Below are 16,424 nucleotides of genomic sequence, written 5' to 3' on the forward strand. Positions count from 1 at the left end.
CGCAGCAATCAGTCCTTGAAGGAGGACCCCAAAGTGGCTAAGGCCAAGTTCGAGCGGACCAAGCCGCACGTCAACATCGGAACCATCGGTCACGTCGACCACGGCAAGACCACGTTGACGGCTGCCATCACCAAGGTGCTGGCGGACAAGTACCCGGACCTGAACAAGGCTGCGGCGTTCGCTGACATCGACAACGCTCCGGAGGAGCGCCAGCGCGGTATCACCATCAACGTCTCCCACCAGGAGTACGAGACCGACAAGCGCCACTACGCGCACGTCGACGCGCCGGGTCACGCCGACTACGTGAAGAACATGATCACCGGTGCGGCGCAGATGGACGGCGCCATCCTCGTGGTTGCCGCCACCGACGGCCCGATGCCGCAGACCCGTGAGCACGTGCTGCTCGCGCGTCAGGTCGGCGTCCCCTACATCCTGGTGGCGCTGAACAAGGCCGACATGGTCGACGACGAGGAGATCCTCGAGCTCGTCGAGATGGAGGTCCGTGAGCTGCTGTCGAGCCAGGAGTTCGACGGTGACAACGCTCCGGTCGTCAAGGTCTCGGCGCTGAAGGCGCTCGAGGGCGACGCCGAGTGGGTCAAGTCGGTCGAGGACCTTATGGACGCGGTCGACGAGTCAATCCCGGACCCGGTGCGCGACACCGACAAGCCGTTCCTGATGCCGATCGAGGACGTCTTCACGATCACCGGTCGTGGCACCGTCGTCACCGGTCGTATCGAGCGCGGTGTGCTCAACGTCAACGACGAGGTCGAGATCGTGGGTATCCGCGAGAAGACCCAGAAGACCACCGTCACCGGCATCGAGATGTTCCGCAAGCTGCTCGACGAGGGTCGTGCGGGTGAGAACGTCGGTCTGCTGCTCCGCGGCACCAAGCGCGAGGACGTCGAGCGCGGCCAGGTCGTGGTGAAGCCGGGTTCGACCACCCCGCACACCGAGTTCGAGGCCAACGTCTACATCCTCGGCAAGGACGAGGGCGGCCGTCACACGCCGTTCTACGACAACTACCGCCCGCAGTTCTACTTCCGCACCACCGACGTGACCGGTGTCGTGAAGCTGCCTGAGGGCACCGAGATGGTCATGCCCGGTGACAACACCGAGATGACCGTCACGCTGATCCAGCCGGTCGCGATGGAGGACGGTCTGCGCTTCGCCATCCGCGAGGGCGGCCGCACCGTCGGCGCCGGCCGCGTCACCAAGATCCTCAAGTGACCTTGCGCTGAACGGCTGAACGGCCCCGGATCCCCTTGGGATCCGGGGCCTTTCGCATGTCCGGGGCCGACCAGCGAAACTCACCGAATAGGTGCGCGTGCGTCCGCGACCAGCGAAACTCACCGAATAGGTGCGCATGCGTCCGCGACCAGCGAAACTCACCGAATAGGTGCGCATGCGTCCGCGACCAGCGAACTCACCGAATAGGTGCGCGTGCGTCCGCGACCAGCGAAACTCACCGAATAGGTGGGCGGCGCGCCGTGGCGGGCCCGCTGCGCGGCGTGTCAGCCACCTATTCGGTGAGTTATGCGGGGGTCCGCCGTACGCCGTCCGCCGTACGCCGCCGGCGCGGGCTGCGCTACCTGCTCAGGTTGTATGCCGCGCGGGTGTACATCGCGATGCCGGCGGAGACCGAGACGTTGAGCGATTCGGCGTCGGGGTTCATCGGGATCGAGACCTCGAGCGCGGAGCCGCGGTGCAACTCGCTCGACGGACCGAAGCGCTCACTGCCGAGCACCAGCGCCAGCCGGTCGGGTATGCCGGCGAGCTCCTCCAGCTGTGTTTCGGCGTGCGCGTCGAAGGTGGCGAGGCGCACGCCCGACGCCTGGTCCTGCAGGAACGACGCGAGCTGCTGACGGGTCGCCAGGATCACCGGCAGTGAGAAGACGTAGCCGCGGCTGGCCCGCACCAGGCGACGGTCGGCGATGGAGGGCAGGTCGCTGTCGATGAGTACGACGGCGCTCACGCCGAAGGCGAAGCTGCTGCGGATGATCGCGCCGATGTTGCCGACGATCTTCACCCCGTCGAGGACGACGAGGTCCTGCCTGTTGTCCGCGACGTCGCGCAGCCGGGCCGGCTTCGGCAGGTGCGCGATGCCGAACACCTTCGGCTTCTTCTCGATCTTGAAGATCTCACCGGCCAGTTCGGTGGACAGCAGGCGCACCGGAATCCGCCTGTCGTCACACGCTTCTCGGATCTCGTCCGGAAAGTCGGCGCCCTGCAGCCCGTAGACCTCGACGAAGTCGAGCCCGGACCGGATCGCCTGCAGCAGCGGGTCGAAGTCCTCGATCAGCAGGCTGCGGACCGGGCCGCGCGCCTTGCGGTTGAGGTCAGTCAACCGCTGCACGGCCGGGTCGGAGCGGTCGGTGATGAGTGCCGGGCCGGTCACTTCCGGTCTCCGGCGGCGACCAGTCGCACCCCGAGGTTCATGTGGCCGACGCAGACCGCTTCGAAGTCCAGGTCGGGACGGGTTGCGAGGAACTCCTCGAACGCCTTGTGCTCGTGCTGCTGCCACCCGTGGTAGCCGAAGTACTCGTCGAACAGCACGATCGTGCCGGGGACGAATCGGTCACCCAGGTTGTCGAAGACGGTCTTGGTCGAGCTGTAGAGGTCGGCGTCGAGGTGCGCGAAGCGGAATGGCTCGCTCGGCAGCTTGGCGAACTGCGGCACGGTGTCGTCGAACCAGCCGACGTGAAACTCGACGTTGGACACCGGCAGCTCCGGCGGCTTGCCGCCCTCGTTGAAGGCCCCGCTGTCCTTGCCGGTGCCCGACCAGGCTTCGGGCAGGCCCTCGAACGAATCGAACCCGTGCACGGTCTGGTCGGGGAAGTGGTCGGCGATTATCGTCAGCGACTTGCCGCGGTGCACCCCGAACTCGGCCACCAGGCCGGCTGTTTCGGGGGCCTGAGCCAACGCGCTGCGCAACGCATTGGCGTTACTGACGTGCATCTGGGCATGGTCGAACCGCGCATCCCCGCGGATGTGCCGGACCCCGTCCTCGACAGCCTCGGCACGCACGCGCAGCGGGGTGGACGGAATCTCCCGGTCGATACGGAGCCGCTCGATGATCTGCTGGAGTAGCCGTTCGGTCTTCGGTTCGCCGTCCATCGCAGTGCCTTCTCTCAGTCGATCCGCTGGGTCCGATCCACAGTCATGCAACCATGTCGGCCCTGAGCACACCCCGCCAGGGCAGATACCGTATTTTGGTCTGCCGTTGGCTATCGCCTTCAGGTATGCCGTCCGCCGCCACGCTGTCCCGTCACGAACGAAAGCAGTTGCTTCGCCTTGTCCTCAGTCACTACCGAAGCCGCAGGTCCGGACCTGACCGCGATCATCCCGATGTGCAACGCCGAAGCGACGATCGCGCAGGTGGTGACCGCGTTCCTCGACACACCGGACACCGACGTCGAGGTGATCGTCGTCGACGACGGCTCCACCGATCGGTCGGTGGAGATGGTGCGCGCGCTCGGTCGTGATGAGGTCACGATCATCGAGCTCGAGCGCAACCACGGCGCCGGCTACGCGCGCAACCTCGGTTTCGCCCGCGCGAGGGGCCGTTACTCCATCTTCTTCGACGCCGACGACGAACTGCACGCTGACAGTCTGCGCGCCGCCGTCGAAGGGCTGGACGCCACCGACAGCGACGTGGCGATGCTGTCCTACTTCTATCGCCGCGGCACCAGCACCGATTTCACCGGCATGAACTCCTTCGACGACGCCGTATGGCGCCAGTACGTCACCTCGGGCCGGCGCCTCGTGCGACTGGAGGAGGTGCCGCGCCTGCTCGGCTTCTCCAACTACCCGTGGAACAAGGTGCTGCGGACCGAGCGGTTCAAGCAGACCGGCCTGCGGTTCAGCGACACCCACGTGCACAACGACATCCTCGGCCACTGGCTGACGCTGCTGGACGCGCGCGGTCTGCTCCTGATCGACGAGCCGATCTGCACCCACATCGTCGGTGACGGCGGAGGCAACCTTTCCCACCGCATGGGCCGCGAACGCCTGGCGCTGTTCGACGCGCTCGACGAGACCTACACGATGCTGGAAGACCGGCCCGCCATGCGCAACCGCTACTCCCACCACTACTGGGACTTCGCGCTGCGTGCCTCCGGCTGGGCACTGGAACGCATTGCCCCGGAAGTCGCGTTCGAGGCCAATCAGCGTCTGCAGGAGCACCTGCTGCGCATTCACCTGGCGGACTTCATGCGCATCCGTCAGCGGCGAGACCCGGGTCTTGCCGACCGCATCGTCCGCCGTTCGCTCACCTGACGGGAGTCCTTCCATGGCCACGGTCAGCATCATCGTCACCACCTACAACGTCGAGCAGTACATCGAGGAATGCCTCGCCAGCGTCGCCGCGCAGACGCTGCACGACATCGAGGTGCTCGTCGTCGACGACGGCTCCACCGACTCAACGCCCTCGCTGATCCGCGAATTCGCCGCGCGCGACTCGCGATTCGTGCCTGTCCTGCTGGAGCAGAACAGCCCCGGCGGTGTCGCCACCGCGGCGAATGCCGGCCTCGACCGGGCGACGGGCGACTGGATCGGTTTCGTCGACGGAGACGACTTCGTCGAGCCGGACATGTTCGAGAGCCTGGTCAACGCCGCCAGCCTGGGCAACGCGGACCTGGCGATGTGCAAATACCTCGAGGTGGACGAGACCTCCGGGCAGCGCAACGAACCGGCCGATGCCCACCGCTGGGCGACGCTGGAGGACCCGGTCTACCCGCTCGACGTGGTCAACCGGCAGATGTTCCTCCGCTTCATCGCGGTGCCGTGGCGCAAGCTCTACCGGCGAGACCTATTGGAAGACAACAAAATTCGCTTCCCCGAGGGCGACTACTTCTTCGAGGACAACCCGTTCCACTGGTTTGCGATCCTGTCCGCGAAGGCGATCGCGATCGTGCCGAAGGCGCTCGCCTACCACCGGGTCGCGCGCGCCGGCCAGACGATGGCGACCGCGGACGAGCGGCTCTTCCGGATCTTCATGCACCACGACACGATCCACCGCTGGTTGGTCGAGCGTGAGTTGCTCGGCATCTACCAGGTGCCGCTGCTCACCTGGGTGATCTCGCAGCTGGAGTGGATCTCTCGCCGCACCCCGCAGGAGCTGCGCGGCCAGCTCTACGCCGCCGTCCGCCCGATCTTCGCGCAGTATGACGTGGGCACCGTCATACGAGCGCTCAACGAGGGCAACAAGGGCGAGAAGACCCGTCGGCTGTCGCTGGCGCTCGCCAAGGGCGACCAGAGCGGTTTCAGCAAGGGCCTCGAGGGACGCCCGGACACCAATAACCTGCTGTTGGTCGGCTGGCATCACCTGCGCTACTCGGGTGTTCGTCGTACGGCGCAGATCACCGGCCGGTACGCCAAGCAGCAGGTCGACAAGAGCGACGCGCTCGGCCGGGTGACCCGCGTCCGCGGACGGCACACGGTGAGCAACGCGGATCTGATGTTCGCGCTCGCCACTCTCCAGCAGCAGCTGGACGAGATGCAGGAGCGCCTCGCCCAGCTGGAGCAGTCCCCGGAGGGTTCGTTCAGTCGGTCAGCAGCGCCGGAATCGGCCGACCCGCGCTGATCGACTCCTTCATCACCGACGCCGCCTGTAGCGCGTCGGCGATGGTCACGTCCATGTCGAGGTAGCGGTAGGTGCCGAGCCGGCCGGCGAACGTGACCCGCTCCTGCGAGCGCGCGGCTTGGAGGTACTTCTCCAGCTGAGTCTTGTCGTCCGCCATGCGGATCGGGTAGTAGGGGATGTCGTCCTCGCCGGCGAGGCGGGAGAACTCGCGGAACGCGATGGTCTTGTCGTGCTGCTCCCACGGCGCGAAGTGCTTGTGCTCGCTGATGCGCGTGAAGGGCACCTCGAGGTCGCCGTAGTTCATCACCGCACAACCCTGGAAATCGCCGTCGGCGCGGATCTCCTCGAAGTCGAGGGTGCGGTAGGCGAGGCGGCCGAACTCGTGGCCGAACCACGCGTCGAGTGGGCCGGTCCAGATGCAGTGGTCGAACTGGTCGCGGACCGCCGGGTCGAACGGACTCGACAGGTGCACCTCGATGGACGGGTGGTCCAGGATCCGCTCGACGATCGCGGTGTAGCCGTCTCGTGGAATCGCCTGGTAGGGGTGGGCGAAGTAGGAGTCCTCGTAGTTGAAGCGCAACGGCAGGCGGCGCAGCACCGACGCCGGGATCTGCGTCGGGTCCAGCCCCCATTGCTTGCTGGTGTAGCCGCGGAAGAACGCCTCGTAGAGGTCGCGGCCCATCATCTTCAGCGCCTGCTCCTCGAAGTTGGCAGGCTCGCCGATGGTCTGGTCGGACTGCTCGCGAATGAATTCCTCGGCGGCTGCCGGGGCCAGCGTGGTGCCGAACAGCTGGTTGATCGTCAGCAGGCTGACCGGCAGTGAATACACCCGGTCGCGGACGGTGCTGAACACCCGGTGGTTGTAGGGCTGCATCGTGCCGTAGTTGTTGATGTAGGCCCAGACCTGCTCGTTGCCGGTGTGGAAGATGTGCGGCCCGTAGCGGTGCACCATGATGCCGGTGTCCGGATCGCGCTCGGTGTGGCAGTTGCCGGCCACATGGTCCCGGGACTCGTGTATGACGACCTGGTGGCCATCCTCCGCGAGTTCGCGGGCCATGACGGCACCGGAGAATCCGGCGCCTGCGATACCGATCTGCATCGTTACTCCATTCGTGAGTTCGTCGGGCGGGTAGCGTGTCCCGTCGCAGGGGCATTCTCCATCTACGCGTACAGTTGACTGACAGCGACCTGCGGGCCCCGTCACCACTCGAGGGAGTTACACAATGCACGAACAGCCGACCGCTGCGTCGCAGCGGCCGCTGCTGTGGTCGGTGGTGATTCCGGTGCACAACTGTGCGGGATACCTGGCCGAGGCGCTGCCCGAGGTGCTCGATCAACTCGGCGGCGACGACCGTGCGGAGATCATCGTCGTCGACGACGCGTCCACCGACGACCCCGAGGCGGTTGTCCGCGAGCTCGGCCGCGACCAGGTCCGTTATGAGCGCAACCCGCGCCAACTCGGTGCGATCGGCACCTTCAACCGGGGGATCTCGCTGGCCAGCGGCGAGCTGGTCCACCTGCTGCACGGCGACGACGAGGTGCTGCCGGGCTTCTACCCGGCCGTCGCGGCGGCACTCGACGGCACCACCGCAGTGGCCGCGATGTGCCGCACGGTCGACATCGACGCGGCCGGCAACCGGCTGCGCGAGAGCCGCAGCTACCGCCGGGGGACCGGCGTCTGGCCGGGCGCCTTCGAGGCGTTCGTCCGGTCCAACCGGGTCCGTGCGCCCGGCATCGTCGTGCGGCGCAGCGCCTACGAGCAGTTCGGCACCTTCCGCGAGGACCTGCCGCACGCGGCCGACTGGGAGTTATGGACCCGGTTGGCTCGGTCCGGGCCGGTGGTCTTCGTCGACGAGGTGCTTGCGGCATACCGCAAACACGGCGAGTCCGACACTTCCGCGCGGATGCGCACCGGCGCGAACATCATCGAACGCGAGAGCGCGCTGTCGATCATCAGCCAGCATGTCGACGTCCGGCGCCGTCGTACGACGATCCGTTGGGGCCTGCTCTACTCCTTCGTCTACGCCACCCGCACCGGTGTCACCCTCGCCCGGGACGGGCAGTGGCAGGCTGCCGCAGCGCAGTGGCGTGAGGGCGGGCGCTGCCTGTTGCACGTGCCGGGAGCTCTGCGGCACGGTTACGCCGACGACGAGTCATCCGAGCCGCCGGTGCCGGGGGATCGTTCCTTAGCCGCCTGAGCGAGTTATACAAGAGCCCTTGTGTATGCCGCGGGTCGCGGCGACGCTGACGGGCATGCCGAGGAAGACCGCCGCCGAGCGTCATACCGACTCCGCACCCGAGCCTGAGCAGGGCTGGCCCGCCGAGGGTGCTGCGCTGATCGACGCGCTGCTCGCGGTGCACCACCCGGTGCGGCGCCGGATCTACGAGGTGCTGACCGCCGACGGGCCGGCCACGGTCGGTGGGTTGGCGGCGCGGCTCGACCTCGCGGTCGGGTCGATCAGTCACCACCTGAAACCGTTGCACAAGGCCGGATTCGTCGAGCCCGCGCCGGAACTCGCGCGCGACACCCGTGAGTCGTGGTGGCGCGGGATTCACCGGTCGCTGTCGTGGAGTGGTGACGACTACACCGCCGGCAGCTTCGCCCGGCAGGTGACCGACGCCGCGGAGTGGGCCAATTTCCAGCACCTCAACGCGGCGACGGCCGCATGGATGCGCGGACGTCACGAGCTGCCGGAAGTATGGCGGGAGGCCTGCGCCAGCGACACCTTCGTCGCGGCGACGGCCGAGCAGCTGCGTGACTTGGGGGAGCGGGTCGAGGCGATCGCCCGTGAGTGGGCCGACGAGGTGCGGGCCGACGTCGAGCTGCACCCGGACGCCGAGCGCCGACCGGTGCGCTTCATCGCCCGGATCTTTCCGAGCGAGCCCGGGGCGGGTGAGCGCCGATGACCGCAATCGTCGACGAGCCCGTCCTCGTCGCGGCACCACCGCCGCCGGTGCGGCGGGACCGGATGGTGCACGCCTACCTCGCTGCCTCGCTCGTATCCGCCTGCGGTGACACGGTTTTCACGATCGGTCTCGCCTGGACCGCGGTGCACCTGTTGTCGCCGGGGTTGGCGGGGGTTGTGCTCGGCATCGAGCTGCTGCCGCAGGCGATGTGCACGCTCTTGGGCGGGGTGATCGCCGACCGTTTCGACACCCGGCGGGTGATGATGATCGGCACTGCCGCGCGGGTCGCCGTGCTGTTGTTCGCGACGGTCGCCTGGCAGCTCGGAAACCATTCCGCTTCAGTGCTTTTCGCGGTCGCTGTTGCCTTCGGTGCAGCAGCTGGCCTCAGCAATCCTGCCGCCGCGACGCTCATGCGGCAGCTGGTGGCGACCGAGGACCTGGTGACCGTCGGCGGTTGGTCGCAGACCGGGCTGCGGTTGGCCCGGCTGTTGGGTGCGCCCGTCGGCGCGGCCGTCATTCAGTGGGGTTTCGGGGTCTCGATGCTGGTGGATGCGGTCTCGTTCGGTGCCGTGCTCGTGGTGCTGGCCCTCGTCATACGTCCGCGGTTTCGTCTGCCACGCACCACTCACGAGCCCTGGCATCGGGCGCTGCGTGCCGGACTCTCCTACGTGTGGCGCACTCCGGTTGCCCGGACGTTCCTGATCGGGCTGGCCGCGATGAACGTCTTCGTCTCCCCGGTCATGGCCGTCGGCGTCGCGCTGCGCGTGTCCGGATCGCACTGGGGCGCAACGTGGTTGGGCATCGGCGAGGCGGTGTTCGCGGCCGGCGCGATCGCGGGTTCGTTGGCCGGCGTCCGCTGGCAGGGCAGCCATCTGGCGCGCCGATCCTTCTCGGTCCTCGCGGTCCAGGGGCTCGGCCTCGCCGCCGTCGGCGCCCCGTCGCGTCTTGCCCTACTCGCCGGCATGCTCACGATCGGCATCACCGCCGGTCTCGGGTCGGTATGGCTGGGCGGCACCTTCCAGCGGGTGATCGCCCCGGCCCAGCTCGGCCGCGCCTTCTCGGTCAGTCAGCTCGGCGATCAACTTCTGATCCCCGCGACCATGCCGCTGTTCGGTCTGCTCGCCGCCGGCTCATCGGTGCCGGTCGCGACGGTCATCTTCGGTGCCGCGATGTCGGCGCTGTGCGTGCTCTTCGCCACCCGCCCGCATATTCGGGGGTTGGCGTGATCACCCTCGATCCCGCGATCCGGTATGCCGGGCCGGGCGCGCACCTGCGTTTGGGACAATCGAGCGGTAACCCCTTCGTGCCATGCCAGGAGATCGCTGCACCGTGTCCGCCGCACAACCGCTGTCCGCCCTGTCCGCCGCCGAGATCGCGAGCTTTCGCAAGACGCAGCAGACGGCATACGACGAACTCAAGGCGAGCGGGCTGAAGCTCGATCTCACCCGCGGCAAGCCGTCGACCGAGCAACTCGATCTGTCCAACGGTCTGCTGAAGCTGCCCACCAAGGTCACCGACGCGTCCGGCGCCGACACCCGCAACTACGGCAACCTGCAGGGCATCGCCGAGTTGCGCGAGATCTTCGCCGAGCTGCTGTGGGTGTCGCCGGATCAGCTTGTGGCTGGTGGAAATTCGAGCCTCACCATGATGAAGGACACCCTGGTCGACCTGGTGCTCTTCGGTGGTGTCGACTCCCCGCGCCCGTGGCGCCTCGAGGAGAAGGTCCGCTTCATCTGCCCGGTGCCCGGCTACGACCGGCACCACACGCTGCTGGACTCGCTCGGCATCGAGATGATCACCGTGCCGATGACCCCGGACGGCCCGGACGCCGACGCGGTCGCCGCGCTGGTCGCCGACGACCCGACGATCAAGGGCATGTGGCTCGTGCCGACCTACTCCAACCCGGCCGGCTCGGTGTGCAGCCAGGACGTCGCCGCCAAGCTCGCCTCGATGCCGACGGCGGCACCCGACTTCAAGCTCTTCTGGGACAACGCCTACGCGTTCCACCACCTCAGCGAGGACGAGGCGAAGAGCGCCGACATCCTGTCGCTCGCCAGCGCCGCCGGGCACCCGCACCGCCCGATCATGTTCGCCTCGACCTCCAAGATCACCTTCGCCGGCGCCGGGGTCGCCTTCCTCGCGGCCTCGGCCGAGCAGGTGAAGTGGTACCTCGGCCACCTCGGCAAGGGCTCGATCGGCCCGGACAAGGTCAACCAGCTCCGGCACGCGGAGTTCTTCGGTGACGCCGAGGGTGTCCTCGCGCACATGCGGCGGCACCGCGACATCCTCGCGCCGAAGTTCGCCGAGGTGCAGCGGGTGCTGCGCGAGCGCCTTGGCGGCCTCGACATCGCCACCTGGACCGACCCGGTCGGCGGCTATTTCGTCAGCCTCGACGTGTTGCCCGGCACCGCGTCGCGGGTGGTGCAGCTGGCCAAGGACGCCGGGCTGGCCCTGACGCCCGCCGGCGCGTCATACCCGTATGGCGACGACCCGCAGGACACCAACATTCGCCTGGCGCCGAGCTACCCGGTGCTTGATGAGGTCACGGCCGCCATGGAAGCCGTGGCAACCTGCGTGCTGCTCGCGGTCGCCGAAAAGCTGAGCGCCGAGTAGCCGGGTGTCCGGACCACCGTCCGGCGGATATGGCAGAGTTCGCCCTGTGGACATCCCGGTGAAGGCGCCGCCGACACCAGTCTTCTTCGTGGCCGGCGGCACGGGCATTTCGGCCGAAACGCTCGGCAACATGATGCTGCAGCAGTTCCCGAGTGTCCGCTTCGTGCGGGAGAAGCTGCCCTTCATCAAGACGGCCGAGCAGGCGCGCGAGGCGGTCGCCCAGATGGACGCCGCCAAGACCAGCGAGGTCACGCCGCTGGTCTTCTCCACGGTCGCGGTCGAGGAGATCCGGGAGATCCTGTCGAGCACCGACTGCGCCTTCATCGACCTGTTCGGATCGCACCTGGACATGGTCGAGCAGGTGTTGCACGTCAACGCCGCGCACAACTCCACCAGCGCGCACGGGGTGCGCGACGAGGGGCAGTACGACGCCCGGATGAAGGCCGTCGAGTTCGCAATCGAGCACGACGACGGGCAGAGCCTGCGTCAGCTTGACCGGGCCGACCTGATCCTCACCGCGCCGTCGCGCTGCGGCAAGACGCCGACCACCATGTATCTCGCGTTGCAGTACGGCCTGCGGGTGGCCAACTACCCCCTGGTCGAGGAGGACTTCGAGTCCAGCGACCTGCCGCGGCCGATCAAGCCGTATGCCGACAAGTGCTTCGGCCTCTTGTCGACGCCGGCCCGGCTCAGCCAGGTGCGCAGCGAGCGACGGCCGGGCTCGGCATACGCCACGCTCGCGCAGTGCACCTACGAGCTGCGGCGTGCCGAGGCGCTCTTTCGCACCCACCGCATCCCCTACATCAACTCCGCCAACATGTCGGTGGAGGAGATGGCGGCCATGATCATGCAGACCCGCAAACTGAGCGCGGCTCGCTGAGCGAGCTCCGTCATACCCGTAGAAGAAGGCTGGAAGGAACGGCTGGAATGAGCAACATCGAATGGTTCGCCGATCTCGGCATCGACGACGTCGAGTCGGTGGGCGGTAAGAACGCCTCGCTCGGCGAGATGGTGCAGCACCTGGCCAAGGCCGGCGTCAACGTGCCGACCGGCTTCGCCACGACCGCCGACGCCTACCGCCGATTCCTGGTCGACACCGGCCTGAAGGACGAGATCGACGGGCTGCTCGCCGATCTGGACGTCGACGATGTGCGCGAGCTGGCCCGGGTCGGCGCGAAGATCCGCGGCGACATCGAGGAGCAGGACTTCCCGGCAGACCTTGAGGCCGACATCCGCTCGGCATACGAGAAGCTGACCGCCGAACAGGGCAAGGACGCGACGTTCGCGGTGCGCTCCAGCGCGACCGCCGAGGACCTGCCCGACGCGTCGTTCGCCGGGCAGCAGGAGACCTTCCTCAACATCAGCGGCATCGACAACATCCTGCACGCGATCAAACTGGTCTTCGCCTCGCTCTACAACGACCGGGCGATCGCCTACCGGGTGCACGCCGGCTACGACCACTCGCTCGTCGCACTCTCCGCCGGCATTCAGCGCATGGTGCGTTCGGACATCGGTGCATCGGGCGTGATGTTCACGATGGACACCGAATCCGGTTTCCGCGACGCGGTTTTCATCACCTCCAGCTACGGCCTCGGTGAGGCCGTGGTGCAGGGTGCGGTCAACCCGGACGAGTTCTACGTCTACAAGCCGGCGCTCAAGCAGGACCGGCCGGCGATCCTCAAGCGTGGCGTCGGCTCCAAGACCACCAAGATGGTCTACACCGGAGACGACACGGTCGGCGAGACGATCCACTTCGTCCCGGTCGAGCCGGAGGACCAGGGCCGGCTCTCGCTGACCGACGACGAGGTCACCGAGCTGGCCAAGTATGCCGTTGCCATCGAGGAGCACTACGGCCGACCGATGGACATCGAGTGGGGCAAGGACGGCTCCGACGGCAAGCTCTACATCCTGCAGGCCCGCCCGGAGACCGTGCAGTCGCGTGCGAGCAGCTCCACGCTCAAGCGTTACGTGATGAAGGAGCGCGGACCGGTGCTGGTCGAGGGTCGCGCGATCGGCCAGAAGATCGGCGCCGGCAAGGTCCGCAAGCTGACGCTGGAGACGATGCACGAGTTCGAGCAGGGCGACGTGCTGGTCGCGGGCATCACCGACCCGGACTGGGAGCCGATCATGAAGCGGGCGTCGGCGATCGTCACTGACCTCGGCGGCCGCACCAGCCACGCCGCGATCATCTCCCGCGAGCTCGGCATCCCGGCCGTCGTCGGCACGGGCACCGCCACCAAGGACCTCACCGACGGGCAGGAGGTCACCGTTTCCTGCGCCGAGGGTGACGCCGGTTTCGTCTACGAGGGCCTGCGCGAGTTCGAGGTCAAGGAGACCGAGCTCGACAAGATGCCCGACATCCCGACGAAGATCATGATGAACGTCGGAACCCCTGACCAGGCCTTCGAATTCAGCCGGCTGCCCAACAAGGGCATCGGCCTGGCCCGGCTGGAGTTCATCATCAACCGGCAGATCGGCATCCACCCCAAGGCCCTGCTCGAGCTCGACGATCAGACGCCCGAGCTGCAGGAGCAGATCCGCTCGCTGATCTCGGCATACGACACCCCGCGCGACTTCTTCGTCGAGCGGGTCGCCGAGGGTGTCGCGTCGCTCGCGGCGGCGTTCGCGCCCGAGCCGGTCATCGTGCGCATGTCGGACTTCAAGTCCAACGAGTACGCCGGGATGATCGGCGGCGAGCGTTACGAGCCGGACGAGGAAAACCCGATGATCGGCTACCGCGGCGCATCCCGTTATCTGTCAGCGGATTTCGAGGACTGCTTCGCGATGGAGTGCGAGGCGCTGCGCTTCGTCCGGGAGGAGATGGGCCTGACCAACGTGCGCATCATGATCCCGTTCGTGCGCACCATCGAGGAGGCCAAGGGCGTCACCGAGCTGCTCGCCAAGTACGGCCTGAAGCGCGGCGAGAACGGCCTGCAGGTCGTGATGATGTGCGAGGTGCCGAGCAACGCGGTCATCGCCGACCAGTTCCTGAAGTACTTCGACGGCTTCTCGATCGGCTCCAACGACATGACCCAGCTGACTCTCGGTCTGGACCGCGACTCCGGTTTGGTGGCAGGCGGATTCGACGAGCGCGACCCCGCGGTCAAGGCGATGCTGACCCTGGCGATCACCGCCTGCAAGGAGCAGGGCAAGTACGTCGGCATCTGCGGGCAGGGCCCCTCGGACCACCCCGACCTCGCCGAGTGGCTGGTCGACCAGGGCATCGAGTCGATCTCGCTCAACCCGGACACCGTGGTCGAGACCTGGCTGCGGATCGCCAAGCGCGGTGAAAAGGCCGGCGCCTGACGGTTCTTCGGCACGGCTGAGCGGGAGGTGGGCGAGCAGCCCACCTCCCGCTCGCGTGGTGAGACGCCGCCGACCCGTCATACGTGGGATGTTAGGTTCAATGTATGACGCAGCCCATCACCCCGCCCAGACGCACCAGCGAGTTGGTCGTCGAACGCATGGAGCAGCTCATCCGCGGCGGCGAGTGGCCGGTCGGCACGTGCATCCCCGCCGAGCCCGAGCTGGTGCGCGACTTCGGCGTCGGCCGCAACACCATTCGTGAGGCCGTGCGGGCGCTGGAGCACACCGGCATGCTGCAGCCGCGCCGCGGGGACGGCACCTACGTGCGCAGTGCCAATCCTTTTGCCGCAGCGATGAGTCGCGGCGCGTCGTCGGAGGCGCTCGACCTGATGCAGGTGCGCCGGGCACTCGAGTCCGAGGCCGCCGCGAGCGCCGCGAGAGGCGCCTCGGCGCACACGCGGGCGAAGCTGCGAGCGGTGCTCGACCGGGCGGAGGCCGCGCTCGCGGCCGGCGACCTCGAGACCTACACGCGCGAGGACGTCGGCTTCCACACCCAGCTGGTGGCCGCCTCGGGCAACAAGCTGATGGTCGAGATCTTCGACGGGGTGGTCGAGGCGATCGCCGCGACACACACCGAGCTCACCGCGACATCGGCTGCGCACACCGGGCGGCACCCGCAGGGACACCGCGCCGCGATCGAGGCGATCGACGCCGGTGACGCGGAGGCGGCTCGGACCGCGGTCAACCACTACATCGACGAACTCGAAGCAGAGATCAAGAACTCATGACTGGCACTGACGTCGCGGCACAGAACGCCGCACGACCCAAGGATGCCGAGGCGCCGAATGGTGAACTTCGTGGTGCGGCAGCCGTATTCGCCGCTGTCGGCATCATGCTGGTGGCGGCCAACCTACGACCGGCGGTGGTGTCGGTCGGGCCGCTGCTCGACACGATCTCCGAGGACCAGGGTTTCAGCAGCGCCGCGGCCGGACTGCTCACCACCTTGCCGGTCCTCTTCTTCGGTCTGTCCGCGCCGGTCGCGCCCCGGTTGGCCGCCCGCTTCGGCATTGAGCGCACCATCTTCGGCTCGCTGATCCTGCTGCTGGCCGCGATCGTGCTACGTCTGGTGCCGAACGTCGCCGCGCTCTTTGCCGGTTCGATGGCGGTGGGTGGCGCCATCGGCGTGTGCAACGTCGTGCTGCCGGCCCTGATCAAGCGCGACTTCGCGCACCGCTCCGGCATGATGACCGGCCTCTACTCGATGACGCTCTCGGGTGGCGCCGCGGTCGCGGCCGGCGTCACCGTGCCGATCGACGACGCCCTCGGCGGAAACTGGCGGCTGACCCTGGCCGTCTGGGCGGTGCTGGCGGTTGTCGCACTCGTGCAGTGGGTGCCACAGCTGCGCCGGGTGCACACCGTCAGCGGCGACTCGGGTAGTGGTGGTCTCTACCGGGACCGCACGGCGTGGGCGATCACCGTCTACATGGGCGCGCAGTCGCTCATCTTCTACACCTTCGGTGCGTGGCTGCCGACCTACCTACTGGACCGGGGTATGACGCATGGCGCGGCGGGCACCACACTCGCGTTGGGTCAGGTTGCCGGTTTGCTCACCTCGCTGACCGCGCCGATGATCGCCGGCAGGATGCGTGACCAACGGCCAATTGCCTTGGCATTCCTGGTCTTCTGCGCCGTCGGCTTCATCGGGCTGGTCTCCACCGACGCCGCGCCACTGCTTTGGGTCTGCCTGGTGATGATGGGTCCCGGCTCCGGCATCAGCCTGGCGCTGCTCTTCATGGTGCTGCGCAGCAACTCCACCGCACAGACCGGTCAGGTGTCGGGTATGGCGCAGTCGATCGGCTACGGACTGGCGGCCGTGGGTCCCATCCTGATCGGCGCCGTGCACGACGCCTCCGGTTCGTGGAACCTCGCGATGGGCGCGTTGGCACTCGCCGTGGTGCCGCAGGCGTGGTCCGCGCTGCGGGCCGCGAGACCCGGGAGGATGCGGGCGGACTGAAGC

The 16,424-nt window shown here is 67.7% G+C and carries 13 protein-coding genes and 1 pseudogene; 11 read left to right on the forward strand and 3 right to left on the reverse strand.

Translation table 11 applies throughout. The features are described from left to right. Positions 1 to 33: 33 nt before the first annotated feature. Entirely contained in the window at positions 34 to 1,227 is a 1,194-nt protein-coding gene (tuf, locus tag N2M23_RS12185) for an elongation factor Tu (protein ID WP_265445833.1), read from the forward strand. A gap of 358 nt (positions 1,228 to 1,585) precedes the next feature. On the opposite strand, the gene N2M23_RS12190 is transcribed toward tuf, so the two are convergent. Both N2M23_RS12190 and N2M23_RS12195 read right to left on the reverse strand, forming a co-directional pair. Further along, positions 1,586 to 2,395: a TrmH family RNA methyltransferase gene (locus tag N2M23_RS12190; protein WP_265445835.1), complete on the reverse strand. Its 810-nt coding sequence runs from the start codon at positions 2,393 to 2,395 to the stop codon at positions 1,586 to 1,588. Then, positions 2,392 to 3,114, reverse strand: a complete 723-nt coding sequence (locus N2M23_RS12195) for a TylF/MycF/NovP-related O-methyltransferase (protein WP_265445837.1) — start codon at positions 3,112 to 3,114, stop codon at positions 2,392 to 2,394. The genes N2M23_RS12190 and N2M23_RS12195 overlap by 4 nt, the downstream gene beginning before the upstream one ends. Before the next feature lie 177 nt (positions 3,115 to 3,291). Between N2M23_RS12195 and N2M23_RS12200 the strand changes: the two genes are divergently transcribed. Together N2M23_RS12200 and N2M23_RS12205 are read left to right on the forward strand one after the other, a co-directional pair. Next, positions 3,292 to 4,275, forward strand: coding sequence for a glycosyltransferase family 2 protein (locus N2M23_RS12200; protein WP_265445839.1), 984 nt, complete (start codon positions 3,292 to 3,294; stop codon positions 4,273 to 4,275). Between the two features lie 13 nt (positions 4,276 to 4,288). Next, complete coding sequence (locus tag N2M23_RS12205) at positions 4,289 to 5,581, forward strand: glycosyltransferase family 2 protein (RefSeq protein WP_265445840.1); 1,293 nt, start codon at positions 4,289 to 4,291, stop codon at positions 5,579 to 5,581. Here N2M23_RS12205 and glf read toward each other — a convergent pair. Beyond that, complete coding sequence (glf, locus tag N2M23_RS12210) at positions 5,541 to 6,680, reverse strand: UDP-galactopyranose mutase (protein ID WP_265445842.1); 1,140 nt, start codon at positions 6,678 to 6,680, stop codon at positions 5,541 to 5,543. The two genes, N2M23_RS12205 and glf, sit on opposite strands and share 41 nt — an antisense overlap. Before the next feature lie 124 nt (positions 6,681 to 6,804). Here glf and N2M23_RS12215 point away from each other — a divergent pair. The 8 genes and pseudogenes from N2M23_RS12215 to N2M23_RS12250 form a co-directional block, all read left to right on the forward strand. Then, positions 6,805 to 7,449 (forward strand): annotated as a pseudogene (locus N2M23_RS12215) (glycosyltransferase family 2 protein); the annotation flags it as partial. A 385-nt stretch (positions 7,450 to 7,834) separates the two neighbouring features. After that, positions 7,835 to 8,488, forward strand: coding sequence for a transcriptional regulator (locus N2M23_RS12220; RefSeq protein ID WP_265445846.1), 654 nt, complete (start codon positions 7,835 to 7,837; stop codon positions 8,486 to 8,488). Further along, positions 8,485 to 9,714 (forward strand): MFS transporter, encoded by a 1,230-nt coding sequence (locus N2M23_RS12225; protein WP_265445847.1) that lies wholly within the window; start codon positions 8,485 to 8,487, stop codon positions 9,712 to 9,714. Before N2M23_RS12220 ends, N2M23_RS12225 begins: the two co-directional genes overlap by 4 nt. A 103-nt stretch (positions 9,715 to 9,817) precedes the next feature. Continuing rightward, the gene (locus N2M23_RS12230; RefSeq protein WP_265445849.1) at positions 9,818 to 11,101 is read left to right on the forward strand and encodes an aspartate aminotransferase type Ic; all 1,284 of its coding nucleotides are present in this window, start codon (positions 9,818 to 9,820) and stop codon (positions 11,099 to 11,101) included. Positions 11,102 to 11,147: 46 nt separating this feature from the next. After that, a complete protein-coding gene (locus N2M23_RS12235; protein WP_425270229.1) occupies positions 11,148 to 11,981 on the forward strand; it encodes a pyruvate, water dikinase regulatory protein in 834 nt (277 codons plus the stop codon). 47 nt (positions 11,982 to 12,028) lie between these two features. Then, a complete protein-coding gene (ppsA, locus tag N2M23_RS12240) occupies positions 12,029 to 14,407 on the forward strand; it encodes a phosphoenolpyruvate synthase (RefSeq protein ID WP_265445851.1) in 2,379 nt (792 codons plus the stop codon). 104 nt (positions 14,408 to 14,511) lie between these two features. Next, positions 14,512 to 15,195, forward strand: a complete 684-nt coding sequence (locus N2M23_RS12245) for a FadR/GntR family transcriptional regulator (protein WP_265445853.1) — start codon at positions 14,512 to 14,514, stop codon at positions 15,193 to 15,195. Continuing rightward, positions 15,192 to 16,421 carry a CynX/NimT family MFS transporter gene (locus N2M23_RS12250; RefSeq protein WP_265445855.1) on the forward strand — a complete coding sequence of 410 codons (1,230 nt, stop codon included), beginning with the start codon at positions 15,192 to 15,194 and terminating at the stop codon, positions 16,419 to 16,421. The genes N2M23_RS12245 and N2M23_RS12250 overlap by 4 nt, the downstream gene beginning before the upstream one ends. Positions 16,422 to 16,424 lie beyond the last annotated feature (3 nt).

It is taken from the genome of Flexivirga meconopsidis (assembly GCF_026162425.1).
Taxonomy (GTDB): Bacteria; Actinomycetota; Actinomycetes; order Actinomycetales; family Dermatophilaceae; genus Flexivirga; species Flexivirga meconopsidis.